Consider the following 16359-nt stretch of genomic DNA (forward strand, 5'->3'; position numbering starts at 1 on the left):
AGATTGATTTTTCATGTGTCTTTCCTTAATTATTATGAAAACCCGCTAATTTTTAGCGGGTTTGTCAATAACCTGAGACTGACCATTGCGTCAGTCTTTTTCATGATTGTCTTGATTCGCTATTAGTCATAGCAGCACTATAAATCTTTGATTGACTTATATTTAATTTAAAATTCGCATCGTAAGGGTTGACTTTGCTGGGATAAACAAATAGAATAATAAGAGGATTAATCAATTATTCGGAGGTGAAAAGAATGGAGTCGGGTAATAGTAGTATGGACTATAGTGGAAAATATTTAAATTGTAAAGAAGACTCATATACTGTATCAAACTTTATTCTTTTTATACAAAGATTACTTTAGAATAAATCATTTTATACGTATTTTTCTTTTCAACAATTTCAATTACCATCTATGTCCTTTCCCATTACCAAATAATTTCATAAAAAAATTTAATAATAATATAGAACTATTTATACATAGTTCTATTAATGGAGGGCAGAAATGAAAGAAATTATTTTAAATCTTCTTGAACAAGGTAAATATGCAGATGCAAAAATCGAAATTATTAAAATGAATGTTGTGGATATTGCACATCTTTTTGAAGAATTAGAGCAACAGAAACTTTTAGTCATATTCAGAATTTTACCTAAGGAAATTGCATCCGGAGTTTTTTCATATATTTCAAATGAGCTTCAAAGATATATCATTGAATCAATTACAGACAAAGAAATAAAAAACATTTTAGACGAGTTGTTTTTTGATGATACAATCGACTTCTTAGAAGAAATGCCGTCAAATATCGTTAAAAAGGTTCTTAAAAACACGGATGAAAGCACAAGAAATCTCATTAATCAATTCCTGAATTATCCGGAATATTCTGCCGGCAGCATAATGACTATAGAGTATGCTGACTTAAAAAAAGAAATGACGATAGAACAAGCGATTAAACATATTAAGCATACAGGTGTAGATAAAGAAACTATTCATACCTGTTATGTTATAGATGAATTCAGAAAGCTTGAAGGGGTTGTATCACTAAGGAAATTGATACTTAGTGAAGACAATGTTTTAGTTAAAGACATCATGAAGACAGATGTAATATATGTAAATACTCACGATGATCAAGAGAAAATTGCCGCCTTATTTAAAAAATATGACTTGCTTTCGATGCCGGTAGTGGATAATGAAAGAAGGCTGGTCGGTATTGTTACAATAGATGATATTATTGATATCATTGATCAGGAGAACACGGAAGATTTTGAAAAAATGGCAGCAATGCAGCCTTCTGAAGAAGAATACTTAAAAACAAATGCTTTTATTTTAGCGAAAAACAGACTGACATGGTTGATAATTTTAATGATTTCGGCAACATTTACAGGTAAAATAATACGTAACTTTGATGCAGTATTGCAGTCTGTGGTAATACTTACAGCATTTATCCCGATGCTTATGGATACTGGAGGTAATGCCGGTTCACAATCATCAACTCTTATAATCAGAGGGTTGGCTTTGGAAGAAATACATCTGAAGGATGTTTTCAAGGTGTTATGGAAAGAATTTCAGGTAAGCTTACTGGTGGGAATAGTTCTGTCAGCATTGAATTTTATCAGAATTTACTATTTTGAAAAGGTTGATTTGCTTGTATCTGTGACAGTATGTGTCACTTTGCTTTTCACTGTGGTTTTAGCAAAAATTGTTGGAGGCATGCTTCCTATTTTAGCAAAAAAAATAAAAGTTGACCCCGCTCTTATGGCAGGTCCGTTAATAACAACTATCGTTGATGCCGTAACATTAATAGTATACTTCTCCATGGCTAAATGGCTTTTAGGCATATAAACCATAATGAAAATTTTACAATCTTTAAAAGCCCAATAAGTAGAATTTGCTTTATTTATAGAGAAATTTCTTATATAATGCAGTAAACTTATTATTAAGATGGAGACCAACTATGAAATTAAGTAAAGAAAAACAAGGATGTATTAATTATATTTCCATAAGATATTTTTTTAGCGTTATTTTTGTTTGCCTTATTTCCACACTGCTTTCAATAGCCATGAACGAAGCAGGAATCAGTAAAGAAAACACACTTATGGTGTTTATAGTTGGTGTACTGACTGTTACAATCGTAACAAGAGGATATATATACAGTGCTGCCGCTGCAATAATAAATGTCCTTATGTTTAATTTTCTGTTTACTGAGCCGATACATAGTTTTGAAATCAGTAATACGCAAGACATAATTTTAATTATTTTTTTCTTAACTGCTTCTTTAATTTCAAGTACAATGACCACAAAATTGCAGCTTCAAACTGAAATATCAAAACGAAATGAAAGAACAGTTAAAATTCTGTATGAAATAACAAAGGATTTTATTAATGTAACCGGAAATGAAAATACAATTTTAAAAGGTATAAACTATATAAAAGATTATTTAGGATATGATTGTTATATACTTTTGGACAGTGATGATAAAATTTACAAAGCGGAGGGTATTACTGATAATGAAGTAAATAATAAGGAAAATACAATCTCAATTCCAATTAAAGGTATCGGAAAACAAAGGGGTACAGTTCAAATAATTAATGTTATTTCACCTTTATCAAATGAGAATTATATGATTGTTCAAACAATAGTTTATCAAATGGCTATTATTTTAGACAGAGAATTTATGTATGATGAGAGACAAAAAATTAAGATGGATGTTGAGAGGGAGAGATTAAAAAGCACATTGCTCAGAAGTATATCTCATGACATAAGAACGCCTCTCACAAGTATCAAGGGTGCAAGTGAGCTTATATTAGACAGCTATGAAAATTTAGATGAAAATTCTATAAAAAAATTGACATCAGATATTTATGATGAATCTACTTGGTTGATTAAAACTGTACAAAATATCCTTGATATGACGCGTATCAGTGAAGGCAGATTGACAATTGCAAAAAGCTACGAGGCAGTTGACGATATAATTAATCAGGCATTAACACTTGTACAGCATATTAATACCGACGGAAGAATTAAAGTATCTGTTCCTGAAGAAATAATACTTGTTCCCGTAGATGGCAGATTGATTGTTCAGGTTTTAGTTAACCTTTTGGATAATGCCTGTAAGCATGCGGGCGAAGAAGCACAAATTTTTCTAAAGGTATATGCTGAAGATAAATATGTTATTTTTGAAGTATCAGACAATGGAAAGGGAATTTATCCGTTAATTCTTGACAACATATTTGATGGATTTGTATCCTATCATAAAAATGATATTGTGGATGGGAGCATGGGAGTTGGTATCGGTCTTACAATCTGTAAGGAAATTGTGAAAGCTCATGAAGGCACAATTACAGCATCCAACTCAGATAAAGGAGGAGCGAAATTTACTGTTGTTCTTCCTCTGGAGGTTGATTGTAATGAGTAAAATATTAATCATTGAAGATGACAATAGGATTACTAATTTTATGACTATGGCATTAAAGTCTAAAGGATATTCAATAATATCGGCAAGGAACGGTAATGACGGCATATTATATTTTTGTACTGAAAATCCGGATATTATACTATTGGATTTAGGTCTCCCGGATATGGATGGAGTTGATATAATTAAACAGATACGAAATGTATCGGATATTCCAATAATAATTGTTTCAGCCAGAGAACAGGACAATGATAAAATTGCGGCTTTAGATTCAGGTGCAAACGATTATGTTACAAAACCATTTTCAATGGGAGAATTACTTGCACGGATCAGAGTTATGGAGAGATTAATAGAAAGAGAAATCGGATATGCACCCGAAAGTGTTTATAAATCCGATTATCTTACCGTAGACAGAGAAAAACACAGAGTGTACGTTGATGACAATGAAGTACACCTGACACCAATTGAATTTAAACTGCTTCTGTTACTAATTGCTAACCGGGGCAAAGTTATAACCCACAGTCATATTTCCAAAGAAGTCTGGGGATATGGTGAGACAGGTGATGCTAAAAGCATAAGGGTTTTTATGGCAAGCCTGAGAAGAAAAATTGAAAAGGACAGCTCTAATCCAAGATTTATATTAACAGAAATTGGTGTAGGTTATCGATTTTCAGATATATAAAAGATGCCTCAAAGCATCTTTTATGCATTTTCGGTAATTTTCAGAACATCCTCTGGTTTTCCTATTACTATAACGTGGTCATCCTCCTTAAAAATATAATCTGCTTTTGGCAGCGTCATAATACTGTCACCGTTTTTTATAAGCAATATATTAATGTGAAACCTTTTTCTTACATTCACTTCCTCAATACTAAAACCTACCCAATTATGCTTAACAGGTGTTTCGTATAAGGAATATTCACTGTTAATAGAAAAAAAGTCAAGAACATTATTTGAACTGCAACGCACCGCTAACTTCTCCGCCATATCTTTATCAGGATAAACAACCTCATCAGCACCATTTTTTAACAGAAATTTTGCCTGTATGTCTCTGCTTGCTTTGGAAATAACATATTTTGCACCTAAGTCTTTTAATAGAGAGGTGATTTCCAAGGAGGATTGAAAAGTATCCCCTATAGTTACAAAGCATATATCAAAATTATTTATACCTAAAGCTCTAAGCACATCTTCCTTTGTGCAGTCCCCTATCTGAGCATCAGTAATCATAGAAGACATTTCATCAATAATGGCCGCATCCTTATCAACTATCATAACATCATTATTAAGATTAGACATTTTAAGCGCTAAGTGACGTCCGAAAGCCCCCATTCCAATAATTAAAAAAGATTTCATTTAAAATTCTCCTATCCTATTATTATTTTTTCATGTGGTCTGCTGAGCAGAGCAGGTTCTTTTTTTTCAGCCACTACAGCTGCAATTGACAGAACTCCTACCTTACCACCATACATCAGTAAAGCTATTATTATTTTTGACAAAGCATTAAGCGAAGGCGTTATACCTAAACTTAGTCCAACTGTTCCAAGTGCAGAAAAAACCTCAAACATTATTTCCTTCAAAGGAAATTCTTGTATAGTGCTAATTAAAATTATCGCGATAAGTGCTATTGACATATAAATTACAGTTATGGCGCTTGCTTTTTTTAAAGTATCGGTTTCAAGTCTGCGTTTGAAAATTGATATATCTGAACTTTGACCGGCTGATGCCCAGGCTCCTGCAAGAAGTGTAATAAAAGTTGTCGTTTTTATACCTCCGGCTGTTGAACCGGGGCTTCCGCCTATTATCATCAATATAATGGTCAATAAGTTTCCCCCTTCAGACATTTCATTCATATTAATCGTATTGAAGCCTGCAGTTCGCGGAGTTACAGACTGAAATACGGATGCCAGCATTCTTTCCCCCATGCTCATATCTGCCATGCTATGATCGGCTTCAATTACAAAAAATAACAATGAGCTTGCTAAAATTAATGCAGTGGTTGTTACAAGTACTATTTTTGTGTGAAGTTGAAGTTTTCTGAAACAAGCATGACTGCTGATTATGTCATCCCATACAACAAATCCAATTCCGCCTGAAACTATAAGGGTCATTACGGTTGCATTTACAACAAAGTTATTTGAGTAGGCTGTTAAAGAGGAAAATTGCCCATACTTACCCATCAAATCAAAGCCGGCATTACAAAATGCGGATACAGAGTGAAATATTCCATAAAATAACCCCTCCTTAAACCCCATTTCCGGATAGAAGTTTAAAGTAAGTATTAATGCTCCCATGCTCTCAAACAGAAAAGTACCTATGATAATTTTTTTTACAAGCATTACAATGCCGCCTATTTTTAAAGTGTTTGCCGATTCCATCAACAGTCGTCTTTCCTTTAATCCGATTTTTCTCCTTAAAAACATTGAAAATAAAGTTATAACTGTCATAAAACCAAGACCTCCTATCTGAATCAGCAAAAGAATTATTAATTGACCGAACAAAGACCAATGAGTAAATGTATCATAAGCTATAAGCCCTGTAACACAGAAAGCAGAGGCCGATGTAAATAACGAATCAATAAACGGGGTGACAATGCCGGATTTAGATGATATAGGCAAACTTAAGAGCAGCGCTCCCGACAAAATTATTACCAAAGTACCAAATACAATTATTTCCGTATAACTTATTTTAATTTTTTTTATTATTAGCATATTAACTCCTATTATTGCAAATATTTAACAATTTATATACGATGTCAGAGGCTGTCAAATTGTTTCTGAATAAATAAGGAATATTATTTTCTTCGTAAATTCTTTTATTGTATTGTTGATTACAAATAGAAATTACATTATTTATTCCAAATATTTTCATTCCAATTGAGCAAATTGTTAGGTTGTCTAAGTCTGAACTATGCACAACTATCAAATAATCATATGGATATGGATGACAAAGCTGTACTTTGTCATTCGATATTATTGAGGATACATTATGGTGCTCCAGTAGTTCTGATAATTCATGGCAAATGTCAATATCTCCGCATATAAGAGCTGTTCTCATGTTGTTAAATGATTTAGTCTGACAAATGTCAACTGTGTTTTCAGCAGGAAGTTCAACAATCTTAAAAATTTCATCAATAAAATAAAAATTGATGAAAAATACAGCTATAATAGATGCAATAATAATAAAATTCATTTAAACCTCCTGATTTTTAGTAGGCTTATTGTAGCATAGTACATATAAAAATGATGTAAAGGTTTATTTATATTCGTTAAGATTTCATTAATATTGGATAATAACTTTTGGTTAAAATTAAGTGGACAAATGTTCGATTTTGGTATAGTATTAAATTGGAGGGAGATGGACATGGAGATTATAATAATAGCTTTGCTTTTAATTTTAGTTGTTTTATGTATTGTAATTTTACTGAAATTATCAAATAGAGGACTTGAAGATCGTATTCTGTCTGAATTAAAAATTAATCTGAGTCAGAATAATTTATATTTAGCAGATCAGATATCTAAAAAGATTTCTGATTCCGAACAAAAGCAGCTTAGAGAAATTCTTACTAACAAGCTTGAAACAGTTGAGAAAATGGAGAAGAATACAAATAAAATGACTGAAGCATTCATGGGTTTCAGCAGTGAAACATCTAAATCATTAAATGAAAACTTCACTTCATTGAATGACAGGATAAGTAAAGATCTTGATAAAATTAATATGCGTGTAGAAGAAAGATTAAATGAAGGATTTGAAAAAACGAATAAAACATTTGTAAATATTTTGGAGCGTCTTTCGAAAATTGACGAAGCACAGAAGAAAATTGAAAGCTTGTCAACCGATATAGTTTCATTACAGGATATTCTGACCGATAAAAAAAGCAGAGGTACATTTGGAGAAGTTCAGCTGAATCATATTTTAACATCAATATTTGGGGAGAATAACGACAAAATATATGAAATACAAAAGAAGCTTCCTAATGATACCGTAGCGGATGCCGTATTATACATACCGGAGCCTGTGGGGATGATTTGCGTCGATTCCAAGTTTCCTCTCGAAAACTATCAACGAATGATAGATAAGAATATCACCGAACCGGAAAGAAAACAGCATGAACGTGATTTCAAAGCTAATGTTAAAAAACATATAAATGATATTTCATCAAAGTATATAATATATGGAGAGACATCCGAGCAAGCAATTATGTTTTTGCCTGCGGAAGCCATCTTTGCGGAAATAAATGCATACCATCAGGATTTGATAGATTATGCAAGCGCAAAAAGAGTGTGGATATCATCACCTACAACGCTGCTGTCCGTGCTCTCAACAGTGCAGATAGTTTTAAGAAATATTGAAAGAGAAAAATATGCAAGCATAATTCATGACGAGCTGAACAAATTAGGAAGAGAATTCAAGTTGTATAAAGACAGATGGAATTCCCTTGCAAAGGATATAAAAAAGGTCTCTGATGATGTTGATAAAATTCATATAACCTCAAACAAGATAGAGAAAAAGTTTGATAAAATATCTAAGGTTGATATGGGCGATTATGAAGAAGAGGATAAAATAGAAACAGCTTTGTCGTAAAATTCAAAACATATAAGAAAGTAAATATTACCAATTACATTAGTAAAGAAAATATAAAAAATCACTTGCTTTTTATTATTAGATATGCTAATATTTTAAAGTGGTTAAGCCGTAGTGATGGAATGGCAGACGTGACGGACTCAAAATCCGTTGGTGGCAACACCGTGGGGGTTCAAGTCCCTTCTACGGCATAAAAAAACTCTTAAAGATGCTAATAGCAGATTTAAGAGTTTTTTGTTGTAAATTTTTCATCTGAGGAAAATTTGAATACCTTAGCTTGATGATGAACTTCGGTCGTTTAATGTAAATTTAAGATAAGTAACATGGTGGCTTTAGGTTGGAATTATATAATAACTTTATCAATTTTAGGAGGGAAATAAATGCTTAAAGTCATGAAAATTTTATTAGTGTTATTAATTGTTTTGAATATTTTAACGATACCTGTTTTTTCAGCAGAAAAAGAATTGGATGATGAGCTCAGCGGTATGGTAAATGAATTAATTGAAGATGGTAAAGCAAAAGGTGCGGTATTATCCATAATTGAAGATGATAAAATTATACTTAACAGAGGATTTGGATATGCGGATGAATATAACAATATAGCTGCTGACGGTGAATATACGGCATTTCGTATCGGCTCTGTCTCTAAAACCTTTGTGGCTGTTGCTGCGCAAATACTGAATCAGGAAGGGAAATTAGACATGAATACGGACATATCTGTATATCTGGAGCCGGATTTCCCAAAGCTTGACTTTCCTGTGACCATGCAGCAGCTTCTTACTCATACGGCAGGCTTTGAAGAGCTGCTGACAGGTATAGCTGTTATTAACGTAAGCGATACGGAGCCATTATCCGAGAGTGTTCGTAAATACATGCCTGCACAGGTGTATACGCCGGGAGAAATTTCTTCTTATTCAAATTACGGTATAGCTCTTGCAGCATATGTAATTGAATCAATTACAGAAGTTGATTTTTCGAAGTTTTGTATGGAAAGAATTTTTTTGCCGTTAGAAATGAACAACACCACATATGAATATATGCATGATGTTACCTATGTGTCCAAAGCGTATCTGCCTGATGGCAATGAGACTATAGATCCGTATATAAACTTGTATCCCGAGGGCTCTGCCGTATCTACTGCGAATGATATGGCGAAATATATGATGTGGCTTTTAGACAATGAAGATGACAGAGTGTTAACCAAAGAATATAAAAAGGAGCTTTTTGTTGAACAGTTCTCCATGTCTGAAGATTTGGAAGGTGGAGGGTACGTATGGAACAGGAAAGAAAGAAATAATAAAATATATTATGACAAAAAGGGAGAAACACAACATTTTTATACACGTATTGCATTATATCCTGAAGCTGACACAGGTATTTTCTTGTCCTTTAATACCTATATACCCGAAAATGAAATAAATGCTATTATGAAAAAGGCAACGGATTTATTATACGGTGAATATCGGGAAAATAATACTGATAGTTTTAAAAATAAAATTAACATAGAAGGTATCTATGTAAACAATTGGTCAAGCTTTAAGACGCAAGAGAGAATCTTAAGCTATATAATTCCGGGCAAGATTATAAAAGTCAGTGGATCAAAAGGCGAATTTTTATTAAACGGTGAAAAGATGAATTTAATAGGTGATGATATGTATTCCTCACCGATGGGTAAGCTGCAATTTGTTGAAAGAAACGGTAAATTATTCATTGCCACAGAATCAGCCGTAACATATACACGCATTCATTTTTGGCAGAATAAAACGATACAACTGTTTATTCCTTTGATATTTGCTGCTTTGTCGTTAGTAAGTTTTATTAAAGGGATAAAAATAAAAAGAGCTGTCTATATATTTGTCCCTCTGATTCAGATTATAGCTTTAGCCGGCATATATTTTTTCTTGTATAGGGGAATAATCAATTATTCAATTTTGAAGTATTCGTTTTTAATTATGGTATGCGGATGGCTAATTGCAATATCAGGTGCAGCAGGAATTATGAATACTCTGCTTAAGAAAAAGAATGATAAAACAGATATTATTGATTATGGGTGGAATTTTGCTAATCTGATGTTTACAATATGGTTATTTACATTTAACATAATTTAAAAAGTTCAATCTGCGTCTTAAGCAGATTGAACTTTTTTATCTGAGTGATTCATTAGTTTCTAAAATCCTGTTAATATTTAGCATAAAGGTTATTGTTGTAACAGAAGCAGCAATAAAATCTGAAATTGGCTCTGCTAAGAATACTGCAAAAACCTTGTTTTCAAAGAAATACGGCAAAATAAAAATTAACGGAATCAGTAAAACAATCTTTCTTAATAAAGCTAAAAACATAGATATTTTTGCCTGTCCTAATGCAACGAAAGTTTGTTGGCATGAGTTTTGTGCAGCAATAACCAATGCCGCAGCTAAATATATTTGTACTGCCCACATGGAAAATTCCTTAAGAGCCGGATCGTTTGTAAAGAGAGATATAAAAGCTCCGGGAAAAGCCATAATTAATATCCAAATAGATGTTGAGTAAATAAATGCACTTTTAAATAGTAATTTAAATGTGTTTTTAACTCTGTCATTATTCTTTGCTCCATAATTATAACTGATTATTGGCTGTGCTCCCTGAGTAAGACCTACAATTGGTAAATGTACTACTTGCATAATGCTAGTTAAAATTGTCATTGAACCGACTGCAGTATCTCCGCCGTACTTTTGCAATGAAGTATTGAAGGCTATGTTTAATAAGCTTTCTGTACTTTGCATAATAAATGGGGATATTCCAAGTAATAAAACAGGAATTAATATTGATTTATCACACTTCAAATAGTTTATGCGTATTTTTAGTTTTGATTTTTTTCCGGTCAAAAATTTTAACACCCAAAATGTCGATAATGCTTGCGATAGAACAGTTGCAGCAGCAGCTCCTTTTACCCCCATATTTAACCCAAACATAAATATCGGGTCAAGAATTATATTAGCAGCTGCACCGATAATGACAGTAATCATGCTGAATTTAGCGAATCCCTGTGTAGAAATAAAGCTGTTTAATCCAAGTGTTAATTGTACAAATATTGTACCGCAAACATAAATGTTTAAATATTTTAGACCGTATTCTATTGTTTTTTCGCTGGCACCAAAGAAACACAAAAGATTTTCGCCGAAAATTAAGAAGAGGACAGTCAATGTAATTGATATTGCTAATAGAGAAGAAAAACAATTACCTAGTATCTTTTCTGCTTCATCATAATTATTTTCACCCATTTTAATTGCGGCTCTTGGTGATCCACCCATGCAGATTAAGCTGCTGAATGCGGAAATAATCATTATAATGGGCATGGTTATACCAACGCCGGTAAGTGCTGAGGGGCCAATTTCCTCCATATGTCCTATATAAATTCTATCGATAATATTGTATAGCATATTAACTAACTGTGCCGTTATTGCAGGTATTGCCAAGCTGAAAAGCAGCTTACCTACACCTGCGGTTCCTAAGTCGTTATTTATTTCCTTGTTCACTTTACTGCCTCTATTTCTGATATAAATATTAAAATAACAAATATTAAGTATATACCCGATTTTCATATTTGACAATAAATTAATTTTGCTTTTTATTTACTGCGATATATGCTATAATTTACTGAAAATACCGTTTAATATTAAGATACAGGAGTTGCTATGAGCAAATTGTACATAGTGCCCACGCCGATAGGCAACCTTAAGGACATGACTGAAAGAGCCGTGGAAACATTAAGAGAAAGTGACCTTATTTTAGCTGAGGATACAAGGCATACACAAAAGCTGTTAAATTATTTTGAAATAAAGACAAATCAAATATCCTACCATAAATTCAATGAAAAGCAAAGAACGGAAGAAATTATCAATGAAATTCTGAAGGAAGACAAGACGGTTTCCTTAGTAACGGATGCAGGGACACCATGCATATCTGACCCGGGCTTTGAGCTTGTTAAAAGGGCAAGGGAGGAAGATATTGAAATAATAGGATTGTCGGGGGCATCTGCTCTTACGGTGGCCCTGTCTGTTGCAGGGATAGATACTTATAGATTTGCTTTCTATGGTTTTCTGCCTCGGAAAAAAAGCGAATTAGAAGCTGAAATCAATAATATATTTAATAATCCCATAAAAACATTTGTGATATATGAGTCGCCTAAAAGAATAATCAAATTAGTTGAAATGTTAAAAGAACGGATGCCTAATCTAACCATATGCGTTTTAAAGGAACTTACGAAGCTTCATGAAAGCTCATTTTACGGTCATATAGAAGAGGTTTTAGAAGTTCTGAAAAATAATAATGAGGTTGAAAAAGGCGAGTATGTCGTTGTGGGTTATAACAATGATTATGTTGAAAAAGAAGAAGCATGCGCGAAGATGAGTGTACATGGTGCTATATTCGATAAGCTTATTAATAAGAGCTGCTCATTAAAGGAAGCTGTTAATGAGGTTGTGGAAGAAAAATTAGCATCAAAAAATGATGCGTACAAAGCATCGTTAGAAATAAAAAAATTTATTGAAAGTTATTGAGAGGACATATGTTAGGGACAATTGTAAATGCAGCAGCAGTAATAGTCGGTGGACTGATAGGTATCTTTTTTAAAAATGTTATTCCCGAAAAGCTTAACGAAGCTCTGTTAAAAGCGTCAGGCTTAGCTGTTATAGCGGTAGGTGTTAAGCTAAGCTTAGTAGGAGAAAATTTGACTCTTTTAATTATGTCGGTTATTATAGGTTCCGGTATAGGAGAATTTATTAATATTGAAGGAAAATTGGATAAGTTTGGAGAGTATGTAGAAAGTAAAATGAAGAATAAAGGCAGTAACGTTACTCTTGGTTTTGTTACGTGCACACTTATTTATTGTGTTGGTTCTATGTCAATCGTAGGAGCTATACAAAGCGGATTGACGGGGAATCATGAAATATTATTCTCTAAAGCACTTCTTGACGGCATTATGTCTATTACAATGGCTGTTTCTATGGGAATGGGTGTTGTGTTATCAGGATTAAGCGTATTGGTATATCAAGGGACTATAACACTTTTGGCTCAGTTTATGCAATCACTTTTAAGTGATGTTGTTGTTACGGAAATGACGGCCATAGGCGGTGTTTTAATAATGGCAATTGGGCTCAATTTTCTTGAAATTAAGCGTATTAAGGTTGGCAACATGCTGCCTGCTATATTTTTACCAATATTGTATTACTTGATTTTTTAACAGAGGTGAAATTTGGAAACTAAAAAATTAGCACTTAATAATATTTCCTTAATGATAATATGTCTTGGCTTCATAATAGGCTCAATAATTATGTCCATACCTTTGTATTACGGGTTTCTTGCGGGGATTGTATTAACGGTAGCTGTTCTTGTAAAGAATGGATATGGATTAAATGATTTAGTTAAAACTATTTTCACGGCTGTATATGAAATAAAGAATCTAATAATAGTAATATTGTTTATAGGTGCAACTACCTCTATCTGGATGGCTTCAGGAGTTGTTCCCACAATTATGTATTATGGTTTTTCATATATGGAAGGTGTTAATTTTTTGTTTGCCGCTTTTTTAATAATGGTTACCGTATCACTGTTTATGGGAACTGCTATAGGAACCATGAGCACGGTCGGTATTTCCCTTAGCGGTATCGGAATGGGTCTTGGGATTCCACAGAGCGTAGTGGTAGGTATGCTTGTGTCGGGTGCATTCATAGCAGATAAAATTTCGCCATTGTCAGGACTAATTAATTTATTAATGACTACAACCGGTAAAAGCTACAAGGATATATTCAAAACAATGATAGTTACGTTAATTCCCACTATAATTATTGCTGCTGCAGTCTATTACATAATAGGATTAAGTTATACAACAGGTGATTATGATAAGCTTATATTGTATAGAGAAGCAATAGCTGAAGGCTTTAATACATCTCCTTATCTGTTGATATTGCCTGTTATAATATTAGGGTTATCGATAGCGGGATTGAATTCAATAATAACCTTTTCAATAGGAGTAGGTGTCGGCTCTGTATTAAGCATACTTTTTCAAGGTTCTAATATTAAGACGATAATTATGTCCATATTATTTGGTTACAAGGGGAACACTCCTTCGGCAGAGCTGAACAAACTTCTTGTTAGCGGAGGAATGGTATCCATGATTGAAGCTATACTCATGGTGATAGGTGCAATAGTACTTGTTCAATTGTTTGAAAAAGGAAACATACTGCTGCCTATTATGGAGAAGCTTGTTAATGGTATTAACACTAAAGTTACTTTAGTTAGAAGAACAGGACTGTTGAGTACTTTGTTAACCGTTGCGACATGTGACCAAACAGCCGGCATAATACTTCCGACTAAAATATTAAAAAATAAATATGAAGAATTGGACCTTGACCTTGCAGTCTTGACACGAACTATTTCAGATACGGGAATAATTGTGGCGCCATTGATGCCATGGAACATAAATTCATTTTTAATCAAGCCCATTATGGGTATAACCGCGGCACAATATGCACCGTTCGCGGTACTGTGCTTTATTTGCCCGGTGGTGAGCGTGACTATGTCATATATGTTATATAGAAAGAAATAATTCTAAAATTTAATAGTATAAAAATAAGGTTGATACTATAAAAAGATAGTTGATACCTTTTTTTTATAAACTTAAATATAATTAAATTTAAGATAATTATAAATGGAGGTATATTATGGCTAAAGTATACAAAGATTTAAGAGAATTTTTAGAAGTACTTGAGCAAGAAGGACAGCTTATTCGTGTAAAGGAAGAAGTTAATCCTGAGCCGGATATAGCCGCAGCCGGTCGCGCTGCCGCAAATTTAGGTAAAAATCAGCCGGCAGTATTTTTTGAGAAAATAAAAGGATACAAGTATTCTGTAGTAACGAATGTTCATGGTTCCTGGCAAAATCATGCTCTTATGCTAGGTCTTGATAAGAATACTTCAACCAAAGACCAATTTTATGAACTAAACAGAAGATGGGACAAGTTCCCTGTACCTCCCAATGTGGTAAAAAGAGAAGCAGCTCCATGTAAAGAAAATGTTATAGATAAAGATATTAATTTATTCGAAATTCTGCCCTTATACAGAATAAACGAACAGGATGGCGGATTCTATATATCCAAGGCTTCCGTAGTGACAGCAGATCCGGAATATCCTGATGATTTTAATAAATTGAACGTCGGTACATATCGTATACAGGTAAAGGATAGAGACAGAGTAGGTATTCAGGCTCTTGCCATGCATGATATTGCGGTACAATTAGAAAAAGCGGAAGCTGAAAACAAACCATTACCTATTGCAATTACTATCGGAAATAATCCATTGGTAACGTTTATGGCAAGTACACCGGTTGGCTATAATCAAAACGAATATGAATTTGTCGGAGCATTGCAGGATGGAGTGCCAATGGATATAGTGAAGTCAGATTTGTATGATCATTTATATGTTCCTGCAGGTTCGGAGGTTGTTTTGGAAGGTCATATTATTCCGAGAGTCAGAACGGTTGAAGGACCTTTCGGTGAATTCCCGGGGTCATATTCCGGTGCACGCTTGCAATGTGAAGTTAAAATAGATAGAATTACTCATAGGACAAACCCGATTTTTGAAAATTTATATTTAGGAATTCCATGGACGGAAATAGATTATTTAATGGCATTGAATACAAGTGTGCCGCTATATAAGCAATTGAAGGAAACAATGCCTGAAGTTGTTGCGGTTAATGCTATGTACACACATGGAATCGGTGTTATAATATCAACTAAGGTTCGATATGGGGGATATGCAAAGGGTGTTGCCTTCAGATTGCTGTCTACACCTCATGGCATGCCATATTCAAAGATAGTTATAGTTGTTGACGAATTCGTTGATCCATTTAACTTGGAACAGGTAATGTGGGCTTTGACAACAAGGGTTCATCCCGGCAAGGATGTTTCCATAATTGAAAACTGTCCAGGTATGCCTCTTGATCCGTCAACCAATCCTCCGGGCATGCATACAAAGATGATAATAGATGCTACAACCCCTGTTCCGCCGGAGCCTAATCCTCGCGAAACACAATTGCTGGATCCTCCGGATGGAACAGAAGAATGGGAAGAAAAGCTGAAAGAATTATTAAAAAATCAAAACAGATAAATTGGAGGTAAATTATGAAATGTCATAGATGTGGCTCGGATAATGTTAGAAAAATGGTAGATTCTCCTGTGGGAGATGCCTGGGAAGTTTATGTATGTGAAAAATGCTGTTATTCATGGCGTTCAACGGAGAATCCCGTTGTTATGGAGAAATTTAAATTAGATGATAATAAAATTGCAAATATGGGCGTAATACCGCCTATACCACCCTTGAAAAAATAGAATTA

At 33.6% G+C, this 16359-nt stretch carries 14 protein-coding genes and 1 tRNA gene; 11 read left to right on the plus strand and 4 right to left on the minus strand.

All coding sequences use genetic code 11. From position 1 onward, the window contains the following. Nucleotides 1–503: 503 nt before the first annotated feature. The 3 genes from mgtE (at nt 504) to HZF24_RS16895 (ending at nt 4090) form a co-directional block, all read left to right on the plus strand. Entirely contained in the window at nt 504–1838 is a 1335-nt protein-coding gene (mgtE, locus tag HZF24_RS16885) for a magnesium transporter (protein ID WP_179239546.1), read from the plus strand. A 112-nt stretch (nt 1839–1950) separates the two neighbouring features. Beyond that, complete coding sequence (locus HZF24_RS16890) at nt 1951–3411, plus strand: ATP-binding protein (RefSeq protein WP_179239547.1); 1461 nt, start codon at nt 1951–1953, stop codon at nt 3409–3411. Further along, complete coding sequence (locus HZF24_RS16895; protein WP_179239548.1) at nt 3404–4090, plus strand: response regulator; 687 nt, start codon at nt 3404–3406, stop codon at nt 4088–4090. The genes HZF24_RS16890 and HZF24_RS16895 overlap by 8 nt, the downstream gene beginning before the upstream one ends. A gap of 20 nt (nt 4091–4110) precedes the next feature. Here the strand turns inward: HZF24_RS16895 and HZF24_RS16900 are convergent, their stop codons facing one another. Genes HZF24_RS16900 through HZF24_RS16910 form a run of 3 tightly spaced genes read right to left on the minus strand, consistent with a single transcriptional unit; the run spans nt 4111 to nt 6597 of the window. After that, complete coding sequence (locus HZF24_RS16900; RefSeq protein WP_179239549.1) at nt 4111–4761, minus strand: potassium channel family protein; 651 nt, start codon at nt 4759–4761, stop codon at nt 4111–4113. A gap of 11 nt (nt 4762–4772) precedes the next feature. Further along, nucleotides 4773–6116, minus strand: coding sequence for a TrkH family potassium uptake protein (locus HZF24_RS16905; RefSeq protein WP_179239550.1), 1344 nt, complete (start codon nt 6114–6116; stop codon nt 4773–4775). A 1-nt stretch (nt 6117) separates the two neighbouring features. Then, entirely contained in the window at nt 6118–6597 is a 480-nt protein-coding gene (locus tag HZF24_RS16910; protein ID WP_179239551.1) for a hypothetical protein, read from the minus strand. A 171-nt stretch (nt 6598–6768) separates the two neighbouring features. Here HZF24_RS16910 and HZF24_RS16915 point away from each other — a divergent pair, with 171 nt between their 5' ends. The 3 genes from HZF24_RS16915 to HZF24_RS16925 all read left to right on the plus strand — a co-directional run bounded on the left by HZF24_RS16915 (nt 6769) and on the right by HZF24_RS16925 (nt 10097). Continuing rightward, nucleotides 6769–7989, plus strand: coding sequence for a DNA recombination protein RmuC (locus HZF24_RS16915; protein ID WP_179239552.1), 1221 nt, complete (start codon nt 6769–6771; stop codon nt 7987–7989). Between the two features lie 108 nt (nt 7990–8097). After that, nucleotides 8098–8180: transfer RNA gene (locus HZF24_RS16920), tRNA-Leu, on the plus strand. 189 nt (nt 8181–8369) lie between these two features. After that, nucleotides 8370–10097, plus strand: a complete 1728-nt coding sequence (locus HZF24_RS16925) for a serine hydrolase domain-containing protein (RefSeq protein WP_179239553.1) — start codon at nt 8370–8372, stop codon at nt 10095–10097. A gap of 36 nt (nt 10098–10133) precedes the next feature. Here the strand turns inward: HZF24_RS16925 and HZF24_RS16930 are convergent, their stop codons facing one another. After that, nucleotides 10134–11504, minus strand: coding sequence for an MATE family efflux transporter (locus HZF24_RS16930; protein WP_322790756.1), 1371 nt, complete (start codon nt 11502–11504; stop codon nt 10134–10136). A gap of 159 nt (nt 11505–11663) precedes the next feature. On the opposite strand from HZF24_RS16930, the gene rsmI reads away from it, so the two are divergent. From rsmI to shdD, 5 genes are all read left to right on the plus strand, one after another. After that, nucleotides 11664–12527 carry a 16S rRNA (cytidine(1402)-2'-O)-methyltransferase gene (gene rsmI, locus HZF24_RS16935; protein ID WP_179239555.1) on the plus strand — a complete coding sequence of 288 codons (864 nt, stop codon included), beginning with the start codon at nt 11664–11666 and terminating at the stop codon, nt 12525–12527. 8 nt (nt 12528–12535) lie between these two features. Beyond that, the gene (locus HZF24_RS16940; RefSeq protein WP_179239556.1) at nt 12536–13210 is read left to right on the plus strand and encodes a DUF554 domain-containing protein; all 675 of its coding nucleotides are present in this window, start codon (nt 12536–12538) and stop codon (nt 13208–13210) included. A gap of 12 nt (nt 13211–13222) precedes the next feature. Beyond that, the gene (locus HZF24_RS16945; protein ID WP_179239557.1) at nt 13223–14575 is read left to right on the plus strand and encodes a Na+/H+ antiporter NhaC family protein; all 1353 of its coding nucleotides are present in this window, start codon (nt 13223–13225) and stop codon (nt 14573–14575) included. Nucleotides 14576–14690: 115 nt separating this feature from the next. Then, a complete protein-coding gene (gene shdC, locus HZF24_RS16950) occupies nt 14691–16133 on the plus strand; it encodes a 4-hydroxybenzoate decarboxylase subunit C (protein WP_179239558.1) in 1443 nt (480 codons plus the stop codon). 14 nt (nt 16134–16147) lie between these two features. Continuing rightward, nucleotides 16148–16354, plus strand: a complete 207-nt coding sequence (gene shdD, locus HZF24_RS16955; RefSeq protein ID WP_179239559.1) for a 4-hydroxybenzoate decarboxylase subunit D — start codon at nt 16148–16150, stop codon at nt 16352–16354. The last annotated feature ends 5 nt before the right edge of the window (nt 16355–16359 follow it).

Source organism: Sedimentibacter hydroxybenzoicus DSM 7310 (assembly GCF_013403245.1).
GTDB classification, from domain to species: Bacteria; Bacillota; Clostridia; order Tissierellales; family Sedimentibacteraceae; genus Sedimentibacter; species Sedimentibacter hydroxybenzoicus.

What these genes read in the sequence shown, in the direction of transcription:
- mgtE (WP_179239546.1), top strand. Translation starts at nt 504, where the DNA reads ATGAAAGAAATTATTTTAAATCTTCTTGAACAAGGTAAATATGCAGAT.
- HZF24_RS16890 (WP_179239547.1), top strand. Translation starts at nt 1,951, where the DNA reads ATGAAATTAAGTAAAGAAAAACAAGGATGTATTAATTATATTTCCATA.
- HZF24_RS16895 (WP_179239548.1), top strand. Translation starts at nt 3,404, where the DNA reads ATGAGTAAAATATTAATCATTGAAGATGACAATAGGATTACTAATTTT.
- HZF24_RS16900 (WP_179239549.1), bottom strand. Translation starts at nt 4,761, where the DNA reads ATGAAATCTTTTTTAATTATTGGAATGGGGGCTTTCGGACGTCACTTA.
- HZF24_RS16905 (WP_179239550.1), bottom strand. Translation starts at nt 6,116, where the DNA reads ATGCTAATAATAAAAAAAATTAAAATAAGTTATACGGAAATAATTGTA.
- HZF24_RS16910 (WP_179239551.1), bottom strand. Translation starts at nt 6,597, where the DNA reads ATGAATTTTATTATTATTGCATCTATTATAGCTGTATTTTTCATCAAT.
- HZF24_RS16915 (WP_179239552.1), top strand. Translation starts at nt 6,769, where the DNA reads ATGGAGATTATAATAATAGCTTTGCTTTTAATTTTAGTTGTTTTATGT.
- HZF24_RS16925 (WP_179239553.1), top strand. Translation starts at nt 8,370, where the DNA reads ATGCTTAAAGTCATGAAAATTTTATTAGTGTTATTAATTGTTTTGAAT.
- rsmI (WP_179239555.1), top strand. Translation starts at nt 11,664, where the DNA reads ATGAGCAAATTGTACATAGTGCCCACGCCGATAGGCAACCTTAAGGAC.
- HZF24_RS16940 (WP_179239556.1), top strand. Translation starts at nt 12,536, where the DNA reads ATGTTAGGGACAATTGTAAATGCAGCAGCAGTAATAGTCGGTGGACTG.
- shdC (WP_179239558.1), top strand. Translation starts at nt 14,691, where the DNA reads ATGGCTAAAGTATACAAAGATTTAAGAGAATTTTTAGAAGTACTTGAG.
- shdD (WP_179239559.1), top strand. Translation starts at nt 16,148, where the DNA reads ATGAAATGTCATAGATGTGGCTCGGATAATGTTAGAAAAATGGTAGAT.